This window comes from Streptomyces sp. NPDC048650 (assembly GCF_043199095.1).
Classification (GTDB): Bacteria; Actinomycetota; Actinomycetes; order Streptomycetales; family Streptomycetaceae; genus Streptomyces.
Map to the genome: position 1 here is coordinate 1,090,631 of NZ_JBICVM010000001.1, position 20,503 is coordinate 1,111,133.

At 72.8% G+C, this 20,503-nt stretch carries 17 protein-coding genes; 10 read left to right on the forward strand and 7 right to left on the reverse strand.

Annotation, left to right across the window (positions count from 1 at the left end; translation table 11 throughout):
* Positions 1 to 263: 263 nt before the first annotated feature.
* Positions 264 to 1,310, forward strand: coding sequence for a PRC and DUF2382 domain-containing protein (locus tag ACGFML_RS04985; RefSeq protein ID WP_393540035.1), 1,047 nt, complete (start codon positions 264 to 266; stop codon positions 1,308 to 1,310).
* 699 nt (positions 1,311 to 2,009) lie between these two features.
* Here the strand turns inward: ACGFML_RS04985 and ACGFML_RS04990 are convergent.
* Positions 2,010 to 3,338 carry a PucR family transcriptional regulator gene (locus ACGFML_RS04990; protein ID WP_393540037.1) on the reverse strand — a complete coding sequence of 443 codons (1,329 nt, stop codon included), beginning with the start codon at positions 3,336 to 3,338 and terminating at the stop codon, positions 2,010 to 2,012.
* Positions 3,339 to 3,541: 203 nt separating this feature from the next.
* On the opposite strand from ACGFML_RS04990, the gene ACGFML_RS04995 reads away from it, so the two are divergent.
* Positions 3,542 to 4,468, forward strand: coding sequence for a proline dehydrogenase family protein (locus ACGFML_RS04995; RefSeq protein ID WP_393540039.1), 927 nt, complete (start codon positions 3,542 to 3,544; stop codon positions 4,466 to 4,468).
* A gap of 111 nt (positions 4,469 to 4,579) precedes the next feature.
* Positions 4,580 to 6,211, forward strand: a complete 1,632-nt coding sequence (gene pruA, locus ACGFML_RS05000; RefSeq protein WP_393540041.1) for an L-glutamate gamma-semialdehyde dehydrogenase — start codon at positions 4,580 to 4,582, stop codon at positions 6,209 to 6,211.
* A gap of 70 nt (positions 6,212 to 6,281) precedes the next feature.
* Here the strand turns inward: pruA and ACGFML_RS05005 are convergent, their stop codons facing one another.
* Genes ACGFML_RS05005 through ACGFML_RS05020 form a run of 4 tightly spaced genes read right to left on the reverse strand, consistent with a single transcriptional unit; the run spans position 6,282 to position 9,622 of the window.
* Positions 6,282 to 6,620 carry a Uma2 family endonuclease gene (locus ACGFML_RS05005; RefSeq protein ID WP_393540043.1) on the reverse strand — a complete coding sequence of 113 codons (339 nt, stop codon included), beginning with the start codon at positions 6,618 to 6,620 and terminating at the stop codon, positions 6,282 to 6,284.
* 22 nt (positions 6,621 to 6,642) lie between these two features.
* On the reverse strand, positions 6,643 to 8,118 hold the full coding sequence (locus tag ACGFML_RS05010) for a lysophospholipid acyltransferase family protein (protein WP_393540044.1): 1,476 nt from the start codon (positions 8,116 to 8,118) through the stop codon (positions 6,643 to 6,645).
* Positions 8,115 to 8,978: a phosphatidate cytidylyltransferase gene (locus tag ACGFML_RS05015; RefSeq protein WP_393540425.1), complete on the reverse strand. Its 864-nt coding sequence runs from the start codon at positions 8,976 to 8,978 to the stop codon at positions 8,115 to 8,117. Before ACGFML_RS05015 ends, ACGFML_RS05010 begins: the two co-directional genes overlap by 4 nt.
* Before the next feature lie 35 nt (positions 8,979 to 9,013).
* Positions 9,014 to 9,622 (reverse strand): phosphatidate cytidylyltransferase, encoded by a 609-nt coding sequence (locus ACGFML_RS05020; RefSeq protein WP_393540047.1) that lies wholly within the window; start codon positions 9,620 to 9,622, stop codon positions 9,014 to 9,016.
* A gap of 349 nt (positions 9,623 to 9,971) precedes the next feature.
* On the opposite strand from ACGFML_RS05020, the gene ACGFML_RS05025 reads away from it, so the two are divergent.
* Complete coding sequence (locus ACGFML_RS05025; RefSeq protein WP_393540049.1) at positions 9,972 to 10,103, forward strand: hypothetical protein; 132 nt, start codon at positions 9,972 to 9,974, stop codon at positions 10,101 to 10,103.
* A 36-nt stretch (positions 10,104 to 10,139) separates the two neighbouring features.
* Here ACGFML_RS05025 and ACGFML_RS05030 read toward each other — a convergent pair whose 3' ends face one another.
* Complete coding sequence (locus ACGFML_RS05030; protein WP_393540051.1) at positions 10,140 to 11,735, reverse strand: fibronectin type III domain-containing protein; 1,596 nt, start codon at positions 11,733 to 11,735, stop codon at positions 10,140 to 10,142.
* Between the two features lie 128 nt (positions 11,736 to 11,863).
* On the opposite strand from ACGFML_RS05030, the gene ACGFML_RS05035 reads away from it, so the two are divergent.
* Together ACGFML_RS05035 and ACGFML_RS05040 are read left to right on the forward strand one after the other, a co-directional pair.
* Positions 11,864 to 12,904 (forward strand): 3-isopropylmalate dehydrogenase, encoded by a 1,041-nt coding sequence (locus tag ACGFML_RS05035; RefSeq protein WP_393540053.1) that lies wholly within the window; start codon positions 11,864 to 11,866, stop codon positions 12,902 to 12,904.
* A 354-nt stretch (positions 12,905 to 13,258) separates the two neighbouring features.
* Positions 13,259 to 14,347 (forward strand): branched-chain amino acid aminotransferase, encoded by a 1,089-nt coding sequence (locus ACGFML_RS05040; protein ID WP_393540055.1) that lies wholly within the window; start codon positions 13,259 to 13,261, stop codon positions 14,345 to 14,347.
* A gap of 71 nt (positions 14,348 to 14,418) precedes the next feature.
* Here ACGFML_RS05040 and ACGFML_RS05045 read toward each other — a convergent pair whose 3' ends face one another.
* The gene (locus ACGFML_RS05045; protein WP_393540057.1) at positions 14,419 to 15,864 is read right to left on the reverse strand and encodes a cytosine permease; all 1,446 of its coding nucleotides are present in this window, start codon (positions 15,862 to 15,864) and stop codon (positions 14,419 to 14,421) included.
* 327 nt (positions 15,865 to 16,191) lie between these two features.
* Between ACGFML_RS05045 and ureA the strand changes: the two genes are divergently transcribed.
* From ureA to ACGFML_RS05065, 4 genes are all read left to right on the forward strand, one after another.
* Entirely contained in the window at positions 16,192 to 16,908 is a 717-nt protein-coding gene (gene ureA, locus ACGFML_RS05050; protein ID WP_393540059.1) for an urease subunit gamma, read from the forward strand.
* Entirely contained in the window at positions 16,905 to 18,596 is a 1,692-nt protein-coding gene (locus ACGFML_RS05055) for an urease subunit alpha (protein WP_393540061.1), read from the forward strand. The genes ureA and ACGFML_RS05055 overlap by 4 nt, the downstream gene beginning before the upstream one ends.
* A 71-nt stretch (positions 18,597 to 18,667) precedes the next feature.
* The gene (locus tag ACGFML_RS05060) at positions 18,668 to 19,708 is read left to right on the forward strand and encodes an agmatine/peptidylarginine deiminase (RefSeq protein ID WP_393540063.1); all 1,041 of its coding nucleotides are present in this window, start codon (positions 18,668 to 18,670) and stop codon (positions 19,706 to 19,708) included.
* A 35-nt stretch (positions 19,709 to 19,743) separates the two neighbouring features.
* Entirely contained in the window at positions 19,744 to 20,376 is a 633-nt protein-coding gene (locus ACGFML_RS05065; RefSeq protein WP_393540065.1) for a TetR/AcrR family transcriptional regulator, read from the forward strand.
* Positions 20,377 to 20,503 lie beyond the last annotated feature (127 nt).

Sequence of the window (20,503 nt, forward strand, 5' to 3'; positions counted from 1 at the left end):
CATGTGCGGGGCCCGGGCCCAATCGTGTGAAAGGGCGGGGCCATTGGAGGGACGGGCCGCCCGTCATTCGTGGTGTCGTCAGCGTTCACCCGAATGGCGTAGTCCTGGTGCATTTGCCCCCGGCGGCGCGCGGGGCGTCAGGGGCGTCCTGGCGCCGTCGGGCCAGGCGTTCCGCGGCCGTCCCGAGTCGCTCCGGGGGGCTTCGGGGCGCGCAATGGGAACTGCGCGTGCCCCTGGTGGCGCGTGCGGAAGGAGAGAACCCCATGAATGCACCGCTGGGTGACACCCCTCAGGATCTGACCGGCCTGACCGTGGTCGATATCCAGGGCTCCAAGGTGGGCACCGTGCAGCAGGTATACCGCGACGATGCCACCAACGCCCCCGAGTGGATCACGGTGCGCACCGGGCTGTTCGGCATGAAGGAGACCTTCCTGCCGCTTGCCGGGGCGCGGCGGGCGGGCGGCGAACTGCATGTTCCGCACGCCAAGGACACGATCAAGGAAGCGCCGAGGATCGACGCCGAAGGCCATCTCGATCCCTCCGAGGAGGCACGCCTCTACCGGCACTACGGACTGACCCGGCCGGACAACCCCACCTCCCGCTCGGACACCGTGATGTCCGCCGGACCGACCGGAACCAACCCGGCCGGCACCACCCAGGGCGGTCCGTCCGCGAAGTCCCCGGACCCCGCCGTGACGCCCACGGGCAATCCCACCCGTACCCGGGCCGCCGCGGCTCCCGGGGCGATCGGGGAGACCACGGGGCGCGGTCGCACGGAGCCCACCGAGCGGCCGATGGCGGGTGCCGGCGCGGGAGCCGGTGCCGGGGCCGGGGCGATGGCGATGTCGCGCGGCCGCGACGACGAGGACATCACGGGCCTCAAGGGGCAGACACCGGAGATCCTCCTCTCCGAGGAACGGATGCAGATCTCCACCGAGGAGCACGAGACCGGCCGCGCCCACCTGCGCAAACACGTGGTCACCACGGAGGAGCACCGCACGATCCCGGTGACGCACGAAGAGGTGCGGATGGTCCGGGAGCGGATCACCGAGGAGGACCGCGCACTGGGCCGGACCGCTCCGCGGATCGGTGACGGCGAGGTCGAGGTCGTCCTGCACGAGCAGCAGCCGGTGGTCAGCAAGAAGACCGTGGCGGTCGAGCGGGTCCGGTTGGAGACCGAGCGGGTGACCGAGCAGAAGGAGATCACCGCCGATCTGCGCAAGGAGGAGCTGGATTTCGACGACGGTCTGGGGACGAAGGGGAACCTGAAGGGTGACAGGAAGGGCCAGGGGCCGGACCGGCTGAGGTGACCGAGGAGCGGGGCGCCGGACGGGGGAGCGGCGGAGGCCGGGGCCGCACCGTCCGGCCTCCGCCCGCCGCCGGTGGGGTACGCCCGCCGCCGCGGTGTACGCCCGTGTGCGACGGGCGGTGTACGTCCGGCTAAGGCGCGCACCACCGCCCGCGACATCGTGGCCGCGTCCGGCGCCGACCTCGCCTCCATCGGATACCACCACGGTTCCCAGGACGCCCTGATGTCGGGCGGTCATCGCCTCCAGCGGGGAACGGGGCGCGGGGTGGGCGAGCTGCCCGCCGTCGCGGAGTCGGCGGATCCGCTGGAACGCTTCGCCGGCGCCTGGGGCCAGGTCCTCCGACGCATCGGCAGCGAACGGGAGTTCATCGCCGCGCAGGTGGAGGTGCTCGGGCTGCTGCCGTGCGCCGCCGGGCTGCGCGAGGTGATCGCCGAGGTGCTGCCGGAGGGCGGGCGAGGGCCTCGTCGCCCGCTTCGAAGGGGTGCCGGACACCGAGGTCGGCGCGGCGGCGGCCCGGGTCGTCGGCTCCTTCTACCAGGCCCTGCTCACCGGCCTCACGGTTCGGTCCCTGGTGCAGCCGGAGGCGATGCCGTCCGGCCGCGATCCGGCGGAGGCGCTGCGGCGGGTGACGGCGGGCGAGGCCCTGGGGCCGGAGCCGGCGACGCGCGCCCGACCTGAGGGTGACGAGCCCGCCAGGGCTCACAGTCGCGCGGCCTTGAGTGCCATGTGCAGCAGCAGCCGGTCCGAGCCCTCGGCCAGGTCCAGGCCGGTGAGCTTCTCCACCCGGCCCAGGCGGTAGTAGAGCGTCTGGCGGTGGATGCCCAGGGCCTGGGCGGTGCGGCCGGCCTGGCCCGCGCAGTCGAGGAACACCTCGGCGGTGCGGGCCAGTTCGAGGTGCGCGGGCGCCAGCAGCGGTTCGGCGACGGCGTCCGGGCCGGTGGCGGGCAGCGCGGTCAGCAGGCGGTACGCGCCGATGGTGTCCCACTGGGCGACCGGGCCCAGCCGCGGCTCGGCGCGGGCCGCGCGGGCCGCGTCCAGGGCCTGCTGCCAGGAGCCCGACAGATCGGTCAACTCCGTTGTGCCGGTGCCGATTCCGGCGGCGCCCGGCCGGGGCGGCGGGATACGGCCCGCGGCGCCGCCCTGCGGCCGGGCGGCGGCCGGTGCGGCGCCGACGCGAGGGGAGCGCAGCAGCTGCTCGGCCACCGTATGCGCCGCGGCGAGGGAGCCGGGGGAGCGCAGGCGTACCAGCGCGGCCAGGGCGGGGGACGCACGGTGTGGGCGGGCGGGGGGCGTGGGGCCGGTGCGGTCGGGGTCCGCGGCCGTCCCCGGGCCCTCGGCCGTGCCCCGCGCGCCGTGGTCGGCGGGCAGCGTACAGGCCGCGAGCAGCCCCGGCAGGCTGGGCAGCGGCGCCGCGTCGGCGCCCGTCGTGTCCCAGGGCAGTACCGCGACCATGGTGAGCGGTGAGCCCGGCGAGAAGCGCAGGGTGTCCCGCAGGGCGTCGCGCAACGCCGTCTCGGCGGCGCCCCGCGCCCCGGGTCCGGTGGCCAGCAACTCCCTCAGCAGGTCGCCCAGTTCGGATCCGGCGCTGGCCTCGTCCGCCAGCAGGGCGCCGATCCGGGCGGCGGTCTCCATCGCCTGCGCGATCCGCGGGTCGGGGGGCGTGCCGCGGCCGCCCAGCTCCAGGTCGGTCAGGTGGCCGTCGTCCAGCAGCCAGACGTAGCCGTGCACGATGCCGCGGTGGCGTACGGGCAGACAGATCCGGCCGCGGAAGACCCCGGCGGCCGGGTCCGGTGGAATGCGCAGCGCCGTCCTGGCCCGCGCGATCCCGAACGCCTCGAACCAGGCCCGGACCGCCGCAGTCGACCGGCGCTGCAGGATCGACCGGGTACGCACCGGGTCCATGACCTCGTCGTCGTCGCCTTCGTGCGCGCCGAACGCGATCAGCCCGAAATCCCGGTCCTCCAGCGTCGCCGGCGCGCCGAGCGCCGCCGAGATCTCGTCAACGAGCTGCTGGTAGTCGCCTCGCATCCGCCGCCGGGCTCCTCTCGTGTCCACATCGTGCCCTGCACCATTCTCATACATCTGTCTGAGATCCTGACCACGAAGGCGTGACAGCTGTCGATGGCCGGAAGATGGCGAGATCCTTAAGTTTCAGGTGGCTCATCTTGCCGCTGCGCCGCCGCTACGGTGCCCGCCCCGGCATTTGTCATCCTGAACCGTGGAGGTGCCCCATGCTGGGTCCCGTGCTTCTCGCCGCCGCGCGCAGCGACAGCATCCGCCGCGTCGTCGCGGCAGCTCCGGTCACCCGCCCTGTGGTGGACCGCTTCGTCGCTGGTGAGCGGCTGGCCGAGTCCATGGCGGTGGTCCGATCGCTGGCCGCGCGCGGCCTGGAGGTCACTCTCGACCATCTCGGCGAGGACATCACCGACCCGGCCGAGGCGCTGCGCAACCGCGACGCCTACCTTCAGCTGACGGCGGCGCTCAAGGAGCAGGGGCTCGGCGTCAAGGCCGAGATGTCGGTCAAGCTCTCGGCGTTCGGTCAGGCGCTGCCCGGCGGCCACGAGCTGGCGCTGAAGAACGTCACGCCGGTGGTCGAGGCCGCCGCCGAGGCCGGTACGACGGTGACCCTCGACATGGAGGACCACACCACCGTCGACTCCACCCTCGCCATCCTCGCCGAGCTGCGTGCGCGTTTCCCGCAGACCGGCGCGGTGGTGCAGTCCTACCTCTTCCGTACCGAGGACGACTGCCACGCGCTCGCCGGGGAAGGCTCCCGGGTGCGGCTGGTCAAGGGCGCGTACAAAGAGCCCGCGACCGTGGCCTTCCAGGACAAGCGGGAGGTCGACAAGGCCTACGTACGCTGCTTGAAGATCCTCATGGCGGGGCAGGGCTACCCGATGATCGGGTCCCACGACCCGCGGATGGTCGCCATCGGCCAGGAGCTGGCGCACCGCAACGGCCGCAAGCCCGGCGACTTCGAATTCCAGATGCTGTACGGCATCCGCGAGGCCGAGCAGCAGCGCCTGGTGGCCGAGGGTCACCGGATGCGGGTCTACATCCCGTACGGCACCGACTGGTACGGCTACTTCATGCGCCGCCTCGCCGAGCGCCCCGCGAACCTGGGATTTTTCCTCAGGTCGCTCGCCACCCGGGGCTGATCGCCCCACCGTGGCGGGTCCGGGTGGATGCTGGAAGCCCGGCCACCCGCCGACCACCGAACGAACACCGACGTCGCTACAGCGAACTACAGCGAAGGAGACACGGCCGCCATGGACGCTGTGACCCAGGTCCCCGTGCCGGTTAACGAGCCGGTTCACACCTACGCCCCCGGCAGCGCCGAGCGCAGCCGCCTGGAGGCCAAGCTCAAGGAGCTGGCCGACAACCCGATCGAGCTGCCGATGACCATCGGCGGCGAGCGGCGGATGGGCGCGGGCGAGCGTTTCGACGTCGTCCAGCCCCACCACCACGCCGCGCGGCTCGGCACCTTCGGCACCGCCACCGTCAAGGACGCCCAGGACGCGGTGGACGCCGCGCTGGCCGCCGCCCCCGCCTGGCGTGCGCTGTCCTTCGACGATCGCGCCGCGATCATCCTCAAGGCCGCGGACCTGCTCGCCGGCCCCTGGCGCGAGACGCTGGCCGCCGCCACCATGCTCGGCCAGTCCAAGACCGCCCAGCAGGCCGAGATCGACACCCCCTGCGAGCTGATCGACTTCTGGCGCTTCAACGTGCACTTCGCGCGCCAGATCCTCGCCGAGCAGCCCCCGGCGAACTCCCCGGGTGTGTGGAACCGCTCCGACCACCGCCCCCTCGAGGGCTTCGTCTACGCGATCACGCCCTTCAACTTCACCGCGATCGCCGGCAACCTGCCGACCGCCCCCGCCCTCATGGGCAACGTGGTCGTCTGGAAGCCGTCCCCGACCCAGACCTACGCCGCCGTGCTGCTGATGCAGCTGCTGGAGGAGGCCGGGCTGCCCAAGGGCGTCATCAACCTCGTCACCGGCGACGGCAAGGACGTCTCCGAGGTGGCCCTCACCCACCCGGACCTGGCGGGCATCCACTTCACCGGTTCGACCAAGACCTTCCAGTACCTCTGGAAGACGGTCGGTACCCACATCGAGAACTACAAGACGTACCCGCGGCTGGTCGGTGAGACCGGCGGCAAGGACTTCATCGTCGCCCACCCCTCGGCCGACCGCGCCGTGCTGAAGACCGCCATGACCCGCGGTGCCTTCGAGTTCCAGGGCCAGAAGTGCTCCGCCGCCTCCCGCGCCTACGTTCCGGCCTCCCTGTGGAACGCCGGTCTGAAGGAGGAGTTCGCGGCCGAGGTCGAGTCCCTGACCATGGGCGACGTCTCGGACCTGTCGAACTTCATGGGCGCGGTCATCGACGAGCGCTCGTTCGCCAAGAACAAGGCGGCGATCGACCGCGCCAAGGCCGACCCGACCGTCGAGGTCGTGGCCGGCGGCAGGTACGACGACAGCGAGGGCTACTTCGTCCGCCCGACGGTCCTGGTCTCCACCGACCCGGAGAACGAGATCTTCAAGGACGAGTACTTCGGCCCGATCCTGGGCGTCCACGTCTACGACGACGCCGACTACGACGCCATGCTGGAGCAGATGGAGTCCGCCTCGGCCTACGGCCTGACCGGCTGCGTCATCGCCCAGGACCGCGCCGAAGCGGCCCGCACCTGTGAGGTGCTCCGCTTCGCGGCCGGCAACTTCTACATCAACGACAAGCCCACCGGCGCCGTGGTCGGCCAGCAGCCCTTCGGCGGCGGCCGTGCCTCCGGCACCAACGACAAGGCGGGCGCCAAGCAGAACCTGATGCGCTGGACCTCCACGCGCTCCATCAAGGAGACGCTGGTCCCGCCGACGGACTACCGCTACCCGCACATGGGCTGAGGCTCCGCGCGTAACGCGGCGGCCCGGCACTCCTCTTGGGGGTGCCGGGCCGCCGGTGTGTTTGCCCGGGTCAGCCGGAGGTGCGGGGTGGGCCGGTGATCGTCTCGCCGATGGTGAAGCCCTTGGCGGGGCCTTCGGGGATGGTGACTTCGGTGCCGTACGGCCTCCGAGTCGAGTCGCCGTGGTTCGCTTCTTCGGGAGAGGAGGAGGTGAGCACGGTGACGTGTCCGTTGTCGTCGTAGTCGTCGATGACGACGTAGACCGGGATACCGGCGCGGGCGTAGGCGCGGCGCCTGCGGACGCGGTCGTGCTGCTTGTCGTCGCCGGGTGAGGCGACCTCGACGATGAGGGCTACGCAGCGAGCGTCGAGGCCGAGACCGTCAGCGGTGATGAACTCGTCGTCGTCCATCGTTCGCCCGTTCGTATGACCATCAGCTCCAGCCCGCAATGATCACCCCCAACCCCACCGCAAAGCCACCCCCCAACAGCGCCAGATACCCCACATACCGCCGCCGCCACGGCCGCGCCACCGCCCCCAGTGCAGCGAAGGCGAGGCCCACCGTCAGGGTTCGGCTCCCGCGCGCCTCGGCCGAGGCGAGGAGCCAGTCGGGGGCGGGGATGCGGGCGCGGCCCGCTTCGGCGGCGTAGACCTTGTACGGGATGCCGTCCCAGGGCTGGTGGCGAACGGCCTCGGCGCCCTCGTCCGCGAGCTGCCGGGAGACCTCGGCGCGCATCCGGTCCGTGGTGAGCGGGGCGGGCAAGTGGGCGCCACCGGCGGCGAGTTGGAGGGCCAGCAGGCCGCCCGCGAGGCTGCCGCCCAGCGCCGCGAGGGAGAGGCGCAGACCGGCGCGGGGCGCGGCCACGCAGGCGACGGCGAGGAAGAGTTCCGGCATCAGCGGCCAGCTCAGCGCCTCGGCGAAGGCCCAGCCGAAGGTGAGCGGCAGGCCCCGGCGGGAGGCGACGACGGCCGCGGTGCGGCGGCGGAGCCGGGAGTCCGCCAGGCCGTGCGCGGCCGCGCGGTCGGTCAGGCACTGCACGGCGTCGCGGGCGGTGGCCGGGGCGACGGGGCCGTACAGGGGGGCGCCGATCTGGACGCGGACGAGGGTACGGCGGAGTCGGCCGTGCTTGGGGAGCAGGCGGTCGGTGCCCGCCAGGCCCACCGGGACGAGGGGGACACCGGCCCGCTGGGCCAGGAGCAGCGCGCCCCGGCGGAACTCGCCGACTGCGCCGTCCCGGCCGCGGGTGCCCTCGGGGAAGAGGACCACGGCCCGGCCGGCCCGCAACGCACCGGCCGTGCCCAGCAGATCGTCGAGGCCGCCGCCGGTACGCCGTACGGGGAACCCCGCGGCGAGGTGGCGGCAGATGCGGCGGCGCCACGGGGTGGCGAACCAGTAGTCGGCGGCCGCGGCGATCAGCGGGGCGTGCCGGGCGTCGAGGGCGGCGAGCAGGGCCGCGGTGTCGGCGTGCGAGGAGTGGTTCGCGACGACCACGCAGCCGCCGCGCGGCAGCCGACCCTGCCGGACGACGCCGCCGGTGAGGGTGAGGGCGACGGTCCACAGCGCCCGGCGCAGCCACGCGGCGGTGGTGGCGGGCAGGCCCGGGCGGGGGATCCGCTGTCCGGCGGGGCGCGAAGGGCGCAGCGGGAACGGGGCCTGCCCGGGGTGCTGCGGACGGAGGCGGCGGGGGCGCCGGGCGGGACCGACCGGGTGGTGGGTGCGCAGGCCACGCAGCGCTCGACGCTCGGCGCGCAGCGCGCGGCGGCGCCGGACCGGGCGGGAGGGCCCGCCCCGGCCGCCGGGCACCCGGCCCCGCCCGCGCGTGCCGCGGTGGCCGTCGGCCGGCCGCGAAGGTCCGCCGGACCGACCGGTGATCCGTCCCGTCATCCCGTCCCGAAGGCCGTACCTCACAGCGTCACCACCATCGCCAGCGGCACCGCCACCAGCAGCGAGTCGATGCGGTCCAGCAGCCCGCCGAAGCCCGGCAGCCAGCTCCCGGCGTCCTTCACCCCGGCCTCCCGCTTGACCATGGATTCGAGCAGGTCGCCCAGGACGCACCCGGCCAGCACCGCGCCCCACAGCCACGGCGTGAACGCCCCGACGGCCGCCAGTGCCCCGGCCGTGCCCGCCGCGGCGCCCAGCACTCCGGCCCAGGTCTTGTGGGGGGAGAGCGGCGACAGCGGGCGGGCCAGTGCGCCTCGTCGCCCCAGGGCCGTGCCGCCGCACCAGGCCCCCACGTCGCCGAGCGCGACCGCCACGCCCACCGCGACGGCGGTGCCGCCGAGCAGTACGAGGCCGGTGAGGGCGACGGGGATCCAGAGCAGGCCGAAGAGGGAGCGGGCGGCGCGGGCCGCACCCGCCGTGTGGTCGCCGGACAGCAGCGCCGGCAGCGCGGCGGCGAGCAGCAGCACGGCCATCAGCCGCAGATCCAGCCACTGCGGGCGCAACCAGGCGAGCAGCGGGAGGACGACGGCCGCGGCGGCGAGCACCCGGCGTTCGGCGCCTACCGCCCCGCCGGGCGCCAGTCGCGCGTACTCCCCGACGGCGATCAGACCGAGGCCGACGGCCAGCACCGCCGCGCCCGCCTCGCCGAAGAACAGCGGACCCAGGAAGACCGGGGCGGCCAGCGCCCAGGTGCGCCAGCGGCGGCGCAGTTCGCGCCGCATCCGCACCCGGGCGGGCAGCGCCGCGACGGCGACGCCGCCCAGCCCCAGCACCCCGCCGACCACCGGGGCGACCCGGCCGACGGCCTCGCCGCCGGTCAGCAGCAGGCCACCGGCACCGCCCAGCGGCCCCACGAACGCGCTCACCGGGCCACCTCGGCCGCCGGCCGGGCGTCCGATGCGCCCAACTCCCGCCAGAGCCACACCAGTCGAAGCCCCGCGGTCAGCGCGGAGCCGGCGGCCAGCACGACCAGGACCGGCAGCGCCCACCCCGTCGCGGCGGCCACCGCCGCCAGCAGGCAGCGCTCGGTCTTCCCGACCGGTCCGCCGTTGCGGCGCGGCGCCCCGGCCGCGGCGCCCGCCAGCGCGACCCAGGAGGGCAGCGTCGCGGCCAGCGCGGCGAGGGCCACCAGCCACAGCGGGGCGAGCGCGAGGAAACCGGCGAGCACCAGGAGGTCGGCGGCCCGGTCGCCGAGTTCGTTGAGCACCGAGCCGCGCCGGGTGCAGCGTCCGGTGTCGCGGGCCAGGGCGCCGTCGAGATTGGCGAAGGCCAGCCGGGCGGCCAGCAGGGCCGTGACCGGGAGGGCGGCGAGCGGGGCCGGCAGCCAGGCGAGCGCCGCCGCGGCGCCCGCGGCGGCGAGCACACCGGCGGCGGTCAGGGCGTCGGGCGAGACCTCGTGGCGGGCCAGCGCGGCGCGGACCCCGCCGAGCCGGGCCGCGTACCAGGGCTTGAGTGCGTACAGGCCGTTCATGGGGCCACTCTCGCCGCGCGGTGGGCGCCCGCGGCACGGTGTGCCTACTCAGGTGCGCTACTCAATCGGGCCAATGCGGCCTGAGTACCGCGGACCGGGCGGGCGGACGGCCGGACCGCCGTGGCGTCCGTCTCAGATAGTAGGAAGCCCAAGTAATTGTGCAGACATCACGGCCCGGCTGTCCTAGCTTTGTAGGAGCCGAACGTATCGCTCCATCGAGCGAGGCGGATGCGGCCCGGTGCGCCAGCGCAGGTGACCCCTGCCGCGCCGCGGCCCCCGCCCTTCCGGCCCGTGTCTGCATCGACGCACCCCTCATTGTTCCGGGGCTTTGGCATTGGAGACGTGAATCATGGCCGAGACCGCCGTCCGCAGGACCCGTCACTCCGTCCGCACGACCAGCGAAGCCGACCGCCGGGCCGCCGCGGCCGCCCTCCAGCGCGCGCTCGACCGCCGCGACAACGGCGGCTCGACCGGGCACTGATGTCCTGGGCGCACCACGGCGCGCCCAGGACACCCCCTAGCGCGTCACCTCGAAGTGGTCCACGCGCTCGCCCGACTCGGCGAGCGCGGTGACCTTCATCCGGGGGCGGCGCCCCGGCTCGACCTCGACCGCGAGGAACGAGAAGCCGGTGTAGCGCACCCGCGACCACTCCACCGTGTCCACCGCCTTGGTGCGGTCCTTGGTCCAGTGGTACGTCTTCACCTCGTCGAGGTCCTTGACGTGGCCCTCGTAGCTGTCCGGTACGGGGAAGTCGTACAGCGCCCTGCCCGCGCCGCCCGCGGTGACGTAGACGATGCCCTCGCGGGAGGAGTCGACGTGCTCGCCGATCGGCACCTTCTTGGAGACCCGGCCGCCCTTGATGGCGTCGGTGCGCTCGTAGACGTGGTTGTGGCCGTTGACCACCAGGTCCACCCCGTGCTTCTCGAAGAGCGGCAGCCAGGCATCGCGCACCCCGCCGTCCGAGGCGTGCGAGTTGGTGGTGGAGAAGGCGCAGTGGTGGAAGAAGACGACGATGAAGTCGATCCCGTCCGCGGCGCGCAGCTCCGCCAGCCGGCGGTCCAGCCAGCGGGTCTGCCGGCCGTCGGTGTAGCCCTGGTTGGCGGGGATCTCGTACGAGACGTCGTTGGCGTCCAGCGCGACGACACCGACGTTGCCGTAGGTGAAGGAGTAGACGCCGGGGGCGTTCTTCGCGTCCGGGCCGTTGCCGGGCAGCGTCCAGCGGGCGTTCTGGCCGCCGTAGCCGTTGGGGGAGTACCAGGCCTCCATGTCGTGGTTGCCGGTCGTCACCATCCACGGCACGGACTTGGCCACCGACTCGGTCTGGGCGAGGAACTGGTCCCAGACGCGGGCGTCGTAGGTGTCGTGCTCGGAGCCCTGGCCGTCCGGGTCGGCGTAGCAGATGTCGCCCGCGTGCAGGTGGAAGGACGGGTCCTGCCCCAGGATCAGCTGGTCGTTGGCGAGCGCGTGGTAGCTGACGCCCTGGTCGCCGAAGGCGGTGAAGGTGAACTTCTGCGCGCGGGCCGGGGCGGTACGGAAGGTACCGACGGTGCCGAAGTGCCGCGGGTCGGCGGGGTCGAACCCGTCGTGGCCGACGCCGTAGTAGTACGTCGTGCCCGGGCGCAGCCCGTCCAGCGCGGCGTGCAGGTAGTACTGCTCGACGGCCGGGAGCTTCGCGGACAGCGACGGGGTGTGCAGATCGCGCACCTCGGCCTCGATCTTGCGGCCCAGGTCCCACGGCTTGAGTCCCACCCGCAGATACGGCCGCCGGACCGCGAGCGGCACCTGCCAGGCCACCCGCATCTGCGTCCTGGGGTCGGCGCCGAAGGACAGGTGCCGGCCGAACGGCGCGACCAGCGAGCCGTCGACGGCGCCGGTGGCGTGCGGGGCGAGGAGCGCGGGGGAGGCGGCCTGGGCGGAGCCGGCCAGCAGCCCGGAGCCCGCCACCGCGCCCGCGGTGGCGGCCGACGTCCGCAGCAGGCCGCGGCGGGTCAGCTTGGTGCGCAGGTACTCGTGCTGCTCGGGCATGCTCATCCGGCCCGCGAGCCGCTCCGGTATCCCGACGCGGGGAAGGTGTGAGGGCTGGGGGCCGGACCCCCGGGAAGTGGCAGTCATGCGTCGAACCTCGCAGCGCGAGCCGTCCACAGTGGGGCGCGCAGGTGAACGGCAGCTGACCGGTCCCCCACCTGTCCGTATGACGGACGTTACGTGTCAATCAATGGGACGGAGAGTAGGGTCCAGACATGTCTCGCAGCATTCGCCTCGCAGTGATCCCCGGTGACGGTATCGGCCAGGAAGTCGTGGCCCAGGGCCTGAAGGTCCTGACGTCGGTACTCCCGCAGGACGTCAAGCTGGAAACCAAGGAGTACGACCTCGGGGCCAAGCGATGGCACGAGACCGGTGACACCCTTCCGGACGCGGAGCTGGATTCGCTCAAGCAGCACGACGCCATCCTGCTCGGCGCGATCGGCGACCCGTCGGTGCCCTCCGGCGTGCTGGAGCGCGGACTGCTGCTCAAGCTCCGGTTCGCCTTCGACCACTTCGTCAACCTGCGTCCGTCGAAGCTCTTCCCGAACACCGCGACCCCGCTCGCCGGCCGCCCCGAGATCGACTTCGTGGTGGTGCGCGAGGGCACCGAGGGCCCGTACACCGGGAACGGCGGTTCCCTGCGGACCGGCACCCCGGCCGAGGTCGCCACCGAGGTCAGCCTCAACACCGCCTACGGTGTGGAGCGCGTGGTCCGGGACGCGTACGAGCGGGCCAACGCCCGCCCGCGCAAGAAGCTGACGCTGGTCCACAAGAACAACGTCCTGGTCTACGCCGGTCACATGTGGAAGAACATCTTCGACAGGGTCGGTCGGGAGTACCCCGAGGTCACCACGGACTACCTGCACGTCGACGCCGCGACGATCTTCTTCGTCACCCAGCCCGAGCGGTTCGACGTCATCGTCACCGACAACCTCTTCGGCGACATCCTCACCGACCTCGCCGCGGCCGTCACCGGCGGTATCGGCCTGGCCGCCTCCGGGAACATCAACCCGACCGGCGAGTTCCCCTCGATGTTCGAGCCGGTGCACGGCTCCGCCCCGGACATCGCGGGCACCGGCAAGGCCGACCCGACGGCGACGATCCTCTCCGTCGCGCTGCTGCTGCGCCACCTCGGCTTCGAGCAGCAGGCCGCCCGCATCGAGGAGGCCGTCGCGGCCGACCTGGAGACCCGGGACGGCACCGCCCGCAGCACGGACGAGATCGGCGACGCCCTCGCCGCACGCGTAGCGGGCTGAGGCCCGCAGCAGCGCACCGAGCAGTACGGACAGCGCCGGGCCCCACGGGGGGTCCGGCGCTGTCCGTTCTCTCTCCCCGTCCGCTCTCCCGCGACCCCGCCCCGCGTGCCCCGCCGCGGTCCGCCCTGTGCCACCGCCGGGAGGGATGCGACCATCGGACCCGGAGACCGCGCACACGTTACGGTCGGCGGACACCTTTACGGCGGCGGACACCCCCGAGCGATAATCGGACGAGGGGCCGCCGTCCGCGAGGAAACTCGGACGTCCCAGTAACGACCGGTACGTCAAGAGACCGTCGTACGCGGCCGCCACCAGCCGCACCGGTGCGGAACACGCAGTGAAGGACATGTATTCATGACGACGCCTACGATCGAGCTCAAGCCCTCCTCGCACCCGCTGTCCGACGCGGAGCGGGAAAAGATCCTCGCCGGCCCCGGCTTCGGCCGTTACTTCACCGACCACATGGTGACGATCAAGTGGACGGAAGGCCGGGGATGGCACGACGGCCAGCTCGTGCCGTACGGGCCGCTCGCCCTCGACCCGGCGACCAACGTGCTGCACTACGCGCAGGAGATCTTCGAGGGCCTCAAGGCATACCGTCAGCCCGACGGCTCCGTCGCCTCTTTCCGGCCCGACGCCAACGCCCGGCGCTTCCAGGCCTCCGCGCGCCGGCTGGCCATGCCGGAGCTGCCCGTCGAGACCTTCATCGAGGCCTGTGACCTGCTCGTCCAGCAGGACAAGGCATGGGTGCCCGCGCACGGCGGCGAGGAGTCGCTCTACCTGCGCCCGTTCATGATCGCGACCGAGGTCGGCCTGGGCGTGAAGCCCGCCAACGAGTACCTCTTCGTCGTCATCGCCTCGCCCGCCGGCGCCTACTTCGCCGGCGGCGTCAAGCCCGTCTCCATCTGGCTGTCCGAGAACCGCGTGCGCGCCGTGCCCGGCGGCATGGGCGACGCCAAGACCGGCGGCAACTACGCCGCGTCGCTGCTCGCCCAGGCCGAGGCCGCCGCGCAGGGCTGCGACCAGGTCGCCTACCTCGACGCCGTGGAGCACAAGTGGGTCGAGGAGCTCGGCGGCATGAACCTCTACTTCGTGTACGGCGACAAGATCGTCACGCCCACGCTGACCGGCTCCCTGCTCGCCGGCGTCACCCGTGACTCGCTGCTGTCCGTCGCCCGTGACCTGGGCTTCGCGTCACAGGAGGCCCGGGTCTCGATCGACCAGTGGCGCGCCGACAGCGAGAACGGCACGCTCACCGAGGTCTTCGCCTGCGGTACCGCCGCCGTCATCACCCCGGTCGGCACGGTCAAGACCGCGGGCGGCGAGTGGATCCAGTCCGGCGGCGAGCCCGGCAAGGTCACCCTCGAGCTGCGCAACGCGCTCCTGGACATCCAGCGCGGCGTCGCCGAGGACCGGCACGGCTGGATGCACCCGCTCGGCTGAGCCCTGCACCGGTGCACGACGGAGGCCGCCCCACGCGATGCGGGGGCGGCCTCCGTCGTTACCGCGTCGGCTCAGCCGACCTCCGCGGGTGCCTCCGGAACGGTGGTGCCCGTGGCGGCGCGCAGGGCCGGGACGGGCCGCGGCTGCCGGGCGCTCAGGGCCAGGTAGGCGGCGCCCGCCACGAGCAGGGCGAGCAGGAAGCTGACGTCGATGCCGCCCGTGTAGGCCAGCAGCGGTCCCTGGTAGAAGGACGTGTCCACGCCCATCAGGCCCACCGCGGAGCCGAGCACCCAGGCGACGGTGGCCTGGACGTTCCAGCCCGCCCGGTACCAGTAGACGCCGCCGCGCGTGCCCCGGTTGTAGACCTGGAGGGACTCCGGGTCGTAGGTGCCCCGACAGCGCGCGAAGCCGATCACGGTGATGACCGCCCACGGGGTGCCGATGGCCGTCATCAGGAGGACGAAGGACGTCATCGCGTCCTGCGCCTCCCACAGGAAGTGGCCGAAGTAGACCAGCGCGGTGGACAGGCCGGCGACGACATAGGTGGCCTGGGTACGGGTGGCGCGCGGCAGGATCGCGTCCAGGTCCAGGCCCATGCTGTAGAGCATCAGGCCGGAGTTGCCCACCGAGCCGGCCGAGGCGTTGACCAGCAGGAAGATCAGGTACCAGAACGGCGCGCCGGCCACCAGCGGGCCCGCGTAGTCGCTGCCGGCGCCGACCGCGAGCGCGCTGAAGGTGCCGAAGAGCTGGGGCACCAGCAGACCGATCACCAGGCCCAGGTACGTGGCCGCGAAGACCTTCTTCGAGCTGTGGCGGCGCGGCGAGATGTAGCGGCTGTAGTCGCCGAGCAGGGTGATGAAGGCGATCGGGCCACTGAGACCGGCGGAGACCGCGGCCAGCAGCCAGGTCTGCCAGAAGCCGCCGAGCGCGTACGAGGTGCCGGGCACGGGGGCCGTGGTGAAGTGGGGCGCGAACGCGACCAGGCCGATCGCGAGCACGACGGTCAGGCCGATGGAGAGCACCTTGCTCATCCGCAGCAGCACCTTGTAGCCGTACACCGCGCCCACGGCGGTGGCGCCGGCCAGCACCGCGTAGACGAGGGCGTACGAGGCGCCGCCGGTCGGCAGGCCGATCAGGCGGTGCAGGGCGCCGACCATGGCGTCGCCGCCGACCCACAGGGTCAGCGCGGTGTAGCCGAGCGAGAGCAGCAGGCCGATGACCGAGCCGATGAGCCGGCCGCGCACGCCGAAGTGGGCGCCACTGCTGGTGGAGAGGTTGGTGGCGCTGCGCAGGGAGACCAGCGCGAGCGGGGCGGTCAGCACGGCGCCGACGAGGGTGCCGGCCGCCAGGGAGCTCACCGAGCCCCAGAAGCCCAGCCCGAAGGAGACCGGGAGCCAGCCGAAGATCACCACGCCGAGTGCGAGGTTCGAGCCGAGCAGGATGGAGATGAGGTCGCGCGGACCGCTGGTGCGTTCCTCGTCCGGGATCGTGTCGACTCCGCGTTGTTCGATCGGCATGAGGGCTCCCCTGAGAGGCCGGAACAGTGTGATTTCAGTGCTCGGTGGCTGCTTGTGCAGTGCTCCATGAGCGGTGCACGCCCGGTGTTGCGGGCGATCCGATGAGGTGCTTCGCGATCACGGTGGGTGGTGATCCCTGTGGTGCTCTCGTCGGGAGATCGCTGTGTGGATCCTTGAGCGGCGTTCTCTTCGATCCGCCGAACATCTTTGACTTAGAGCAGCGCTCAATGTGACTCATGAGGGCGCCCCAGGTCAATGCTTCCCTCTTGACTTTCTGCGAGTTAGAGTGGTGCTCTAATCGAGTCATCGAGCTGGAGGTGCGACGGGATGCGGCTGACCCCCACGGAACGCGACCGGCTGCTGCTCTTCAACGCGGCACAGCTGGCGCGCTCGCGCCGCTCCCGCGGACTGAAGCTGAATGTGCCCGAGGCGACCGCGTTGATCGCGGACACAGTCTGCGAGGCGGCGCGGGACGGGCGCCGCCTCGCTCAGGCCATCGAGGCCGGCCGAAAGGTGCTGGGCCCGGACGATGTGCTGCCGGGCGTCGCCGATGTGGTCGGCGACGTCATGGTCGAGGCCGTCTTCGACGACGGCTCCCGCCTCGCGGTGGTCACCGACCCGATCCGCTGCGGCGCACCCGAGGGCGAGCCGGCCGGCGAGGCGGACGAGAGCGCCGTCCCCGGCGCGGTGCTCCCCGGCCCGGCCGACCCGGAGCCGGTACCGGTGGTGACGCTGAGCGTGCACAACACCGCGAGCGTGCCGATCAGCGTCACCTCCCACTTCCACTTCTTCGAGGCGAACCCGCGGCTGGACTTCGACCGTGCCGCGGCCTACGGAATGCGGCTGTGCGTCCCGGCCGGCTCGTCCGAGCGCTTCGACCCGGGCGGCACCCACGAGGTCGGCCTGGTGCCGATCGGCGGCGACCGGATCGCGATCGGGTTCGCCGGACTGGTCGACGGCCCGCTGGACGCGCCGGGAGCGAAGACGGAAGCGCTGCGGCGGGCCGCCGCCTGCGGCTACCTGGGAGCGGAGGAGCAGGTATGAGTCACATGGACCCCCAGGAGTACGCGGCGGTGCACGGCCCGCGGGCCGGTGACCGGGTCGTCCTCGGCGATACGGGCCTGGTCGTCCGCGTCGAGTCCGACTCGCAGAAGCACGGCGACGAGTTCCTGGCCGGCTTCGGCAAGACCGCCCGCGACGGACTGCACCTCAAGGCCGCGTCGCTGCGCGAGACCTGCGATGTGGTGATCAGCAACGTCCTGGTCATCGACGCCGTCCAGGGCATCCGCAAGACGTCCATCGGCATCCGCGAGGGCCGGATCCACGCGATCGGCCGGGCCGGCAACCCCGACACCCTCGAGGGCGTCGAGGTCGTCGTCGGCACCGGCACGTCCATCGTCTCCGGCGAGGGCATGATCGCCACCGCGGGCGCCGTCGACACCCACGTCCATCTGCTCTCGCCGCGCGTCATGGAAGCCTCGCTGGCCTCCGGCGTGACCACCGTCATCGGCCAGGAGTTCGGCCCCGTGTGGGGCGTCGGCGTCAACTCCCCCTGGGCGCTCGGGCACGCCTTCAGCGCCTTCGACGCCTGGCCGGTCAACATCGGCTTCCTGGGCCGCGGCTCCTCCTCCGGCGAGGCCCCGCTGGTCGAGGCGCTGGCCGAGGGCGGCGCCCTGGGCTTCAAGGTGCACGAGGACATGGGCGCGCACGCCCGCGCCCTGGACACCGCGCTGCGCGTCGCCGAGGAACACGACGTCCAGGTGGCGCTGCACAGCGACGGCCTCAATGAATGCCTCTCCGTCGAGGACACCCTGCGCGTCCTGGACGGCCGCACCATCCACGCCTTCCACATCGAGGGCTGCGGCGGCGGGCACGTCCCCAACGTCCTGAAGATGGCCGGCGTCCCCAACGTCATCGGCTCCTCCACCAACCCCACCCTCCCCTTCGGGCGGGACGCGGTCGCCGAGCACTACGGCATGATCGTCTCGGTCCACGACCTCAAGACCGACCTGCCGGGCGACGCCGCCATGGCCCGCGACCGCATCCGGGCCGGCACGATGGGCGCCGAGGACGTGCTGCACGACCTCGGGGCGATCGGCATCACCTCCTCGGACGCCCAGGGCATGGGCCGCGCCGGCGAGACCGTACGCCGTACCTTCGCGATGGCCGGCAAGATGAAGGCCGAGCTCGGGCCCATGGCGGGCGACGGCGCCCACGACGACAACGCCCGGGTGCTGCGCTACGTCGCCAAGCTCACCGTCAACCCCGCCATCGCCCACGGCCTCTCGCACGAGATCGGATCGATCGAGGTCGGCAAGATGGCCGACATCGTGCTCTGGTCGCCGCAGTACTTCGGCGCCAAGCCGCAGCTGGTACTGAAGTCCGGCTTCCCCGCCTACGGCGTCACCGGCGACCCGAACGCCGCCACCGACACCTGCGAACCCCTGGTGCTCGGCCCGCAGTTCGGCGCGCACGGCGCCACCCCCGCCGAGATCTCCGTCGCCTTCGTCGCGCGCGCCGCGGCCGAGGGCGGCATGGACGGCATGCCCACCCGCCGCCGCCGCGTCGCCGTCCGCGGCACCCGCGGCATCGGCCCCGCCGACCTCGTCCACAACTCCCGCGTCGGACAGGTACAGGTGGACGGGGCCAGCGGACTGGTCACCCTGGACGGCGACCCGATGCGCTCCGACCCGGCCGACACCGTCTCGCTGTCGCGCCTGTACTTCCTGTGACCGCGCCGGCTGCGACGCGTCGCAGCCGGCGGGCCCCGCTCCCCGCCCCGCTCACCACGAGGACCTCCAAGATGAACACTCCCGTCGCCGACGGCTTCGCCATGCCCCCGGAGTGGGCACCGCACGAGCGCACCTGGATGGCCTGGCCCGGCCCCAACTTCACCTTCGGTGAGGAGGGCGACGAGACGCTGGCCGAGGCCCGCACGGCATGGGCCGCCGTCGCCCGCGCGGTCCGCCGGTACGAGCCGGTCACCGTCGTCGCGGGACCCGGCCAGCTCCAGGGCGCCCGCGCGCTGCTCGGCGACGGCATCGAGCTGGTCGAGCGGCCGCTGAACGACGCCTGGATGCGCGACATCGGCCCCACCTTCCTCACCGACGGCAAGGGCAATCTCGCCGCCGCCGACTGGGTCTTCAACGGCTGGGGCGCCCAGGAGTGGGCCCGCTGGGAGCGCGACGAGAAGATAGCCGAGCAGGTCGCGGGCCTGGCCGGCGCCCGCCGCTACGCCACCTCGCTGGTCAACGAGGGCGGCGGCATCCACGTCGACGGCGAGGGCACGGTCCTGCTGACCGAGACCGTTCAGCTCGACCCGGGCCGCAACCCGGACCGGTCCAAGGAGGAGGTCGAGGCCGAGATCCACGCGTACCTCGGCACCACCAAGGCGATCTGGCTGCCGCGCGGGCTGGCCGCCGACTACGGTCAGTTCGGCACCCGCGGCCACGTCGACATCGTCGCCGCGTTCGCCCGCCCCGGCGTCGTGATGGTCCACACCCAGCCGAACCCGGACCACCCCGACCACGCGATCTGCAACGAGATCGTCAAGCTGCTGCGCTCGTCCACCGACGCCGAGGGCCGCCGGCTGGAGGTCGTCGAGATCCCCGCACCGACCGTCATCGAGGAAAACGGCGAGCTGGTCGACTACTCCTACATCAACCACCTGCAGTGCAACGACGGCATCGTGCTGTGCGCCTTCGACGACCCGCGCGACGAGGAAGCGGCCGCCATCTTCCGCCGGCTCTTCCCCGGGCGGACCGTGACCCTGGTGGACGCCCGTACGATCTTCGCAGCGGGTGGCGGTATCCACTGCATCACCCAGCAGCAGCCCAAGGTCTGAGCCACCCCAGACCCCACCGTCCCCGGAGGTCCCCCGTGCCCGGTCCCGCACCAGCGCGTCGTCCCCGGCGGCGGCTCAACCAGCCCCGTGAACAGGTGCTCGCCGCGGCGATGGCCACCATCGCCGCGGAGGGGCTGGACCGGCTGACCATGGCGGGCCTGGGCCGCGAGGTCGGCATGAGCAGCGGCCACATCCTGTACTACTTCGGTACGAAGGACGAACTGCTGCTGCAGACCCTCCAGTGGAGCGAGGAGCAGCTCGGCGCCGAGCGCCGGGCCGCCCTCTCCCGCCGCGTCCCGGCCCGCGAACGCCTGGACGCCCTCGTCGACCTCTACCTCCCCGGCGGCCACCGCGACCCGCGCTGGACGCTGTGGCTGGAGGTCTGGAACCGCTCCCAGAGCGCCGACGAGGAAACCCGCGAACGCCAGCTCGACCTGGAGCTCGCCTGGCACCGTGACCTGGTGGCCCTCCTCGTCGAAGGCACCTCCAAGGGCGAATTCCGCCCCGTGGACCCCGAGCGCTTCGCCACCCGCACCCGGGCCCTCCTCGACGGCTTCGGCACCCATCTGGTGGTGGGACTGCCGGGCACCGACCGGGCGGTCGTCCGGATGCACGTGGCGGAGTTCCTGGACGAGTCGCTGCATCCGTCCGGTGGGCAAAACCCTTGATGTGCAAGGGAGTTGCCCGTCGCGCGGCAGATCGGATTCGCTGCGGCGCACCCCTTGATCGGTCGATCTTCGTCCCCTAGCGTCACTCGAACGCGCGTGCCGACCGAACCACGCACGCGCCGGTTCC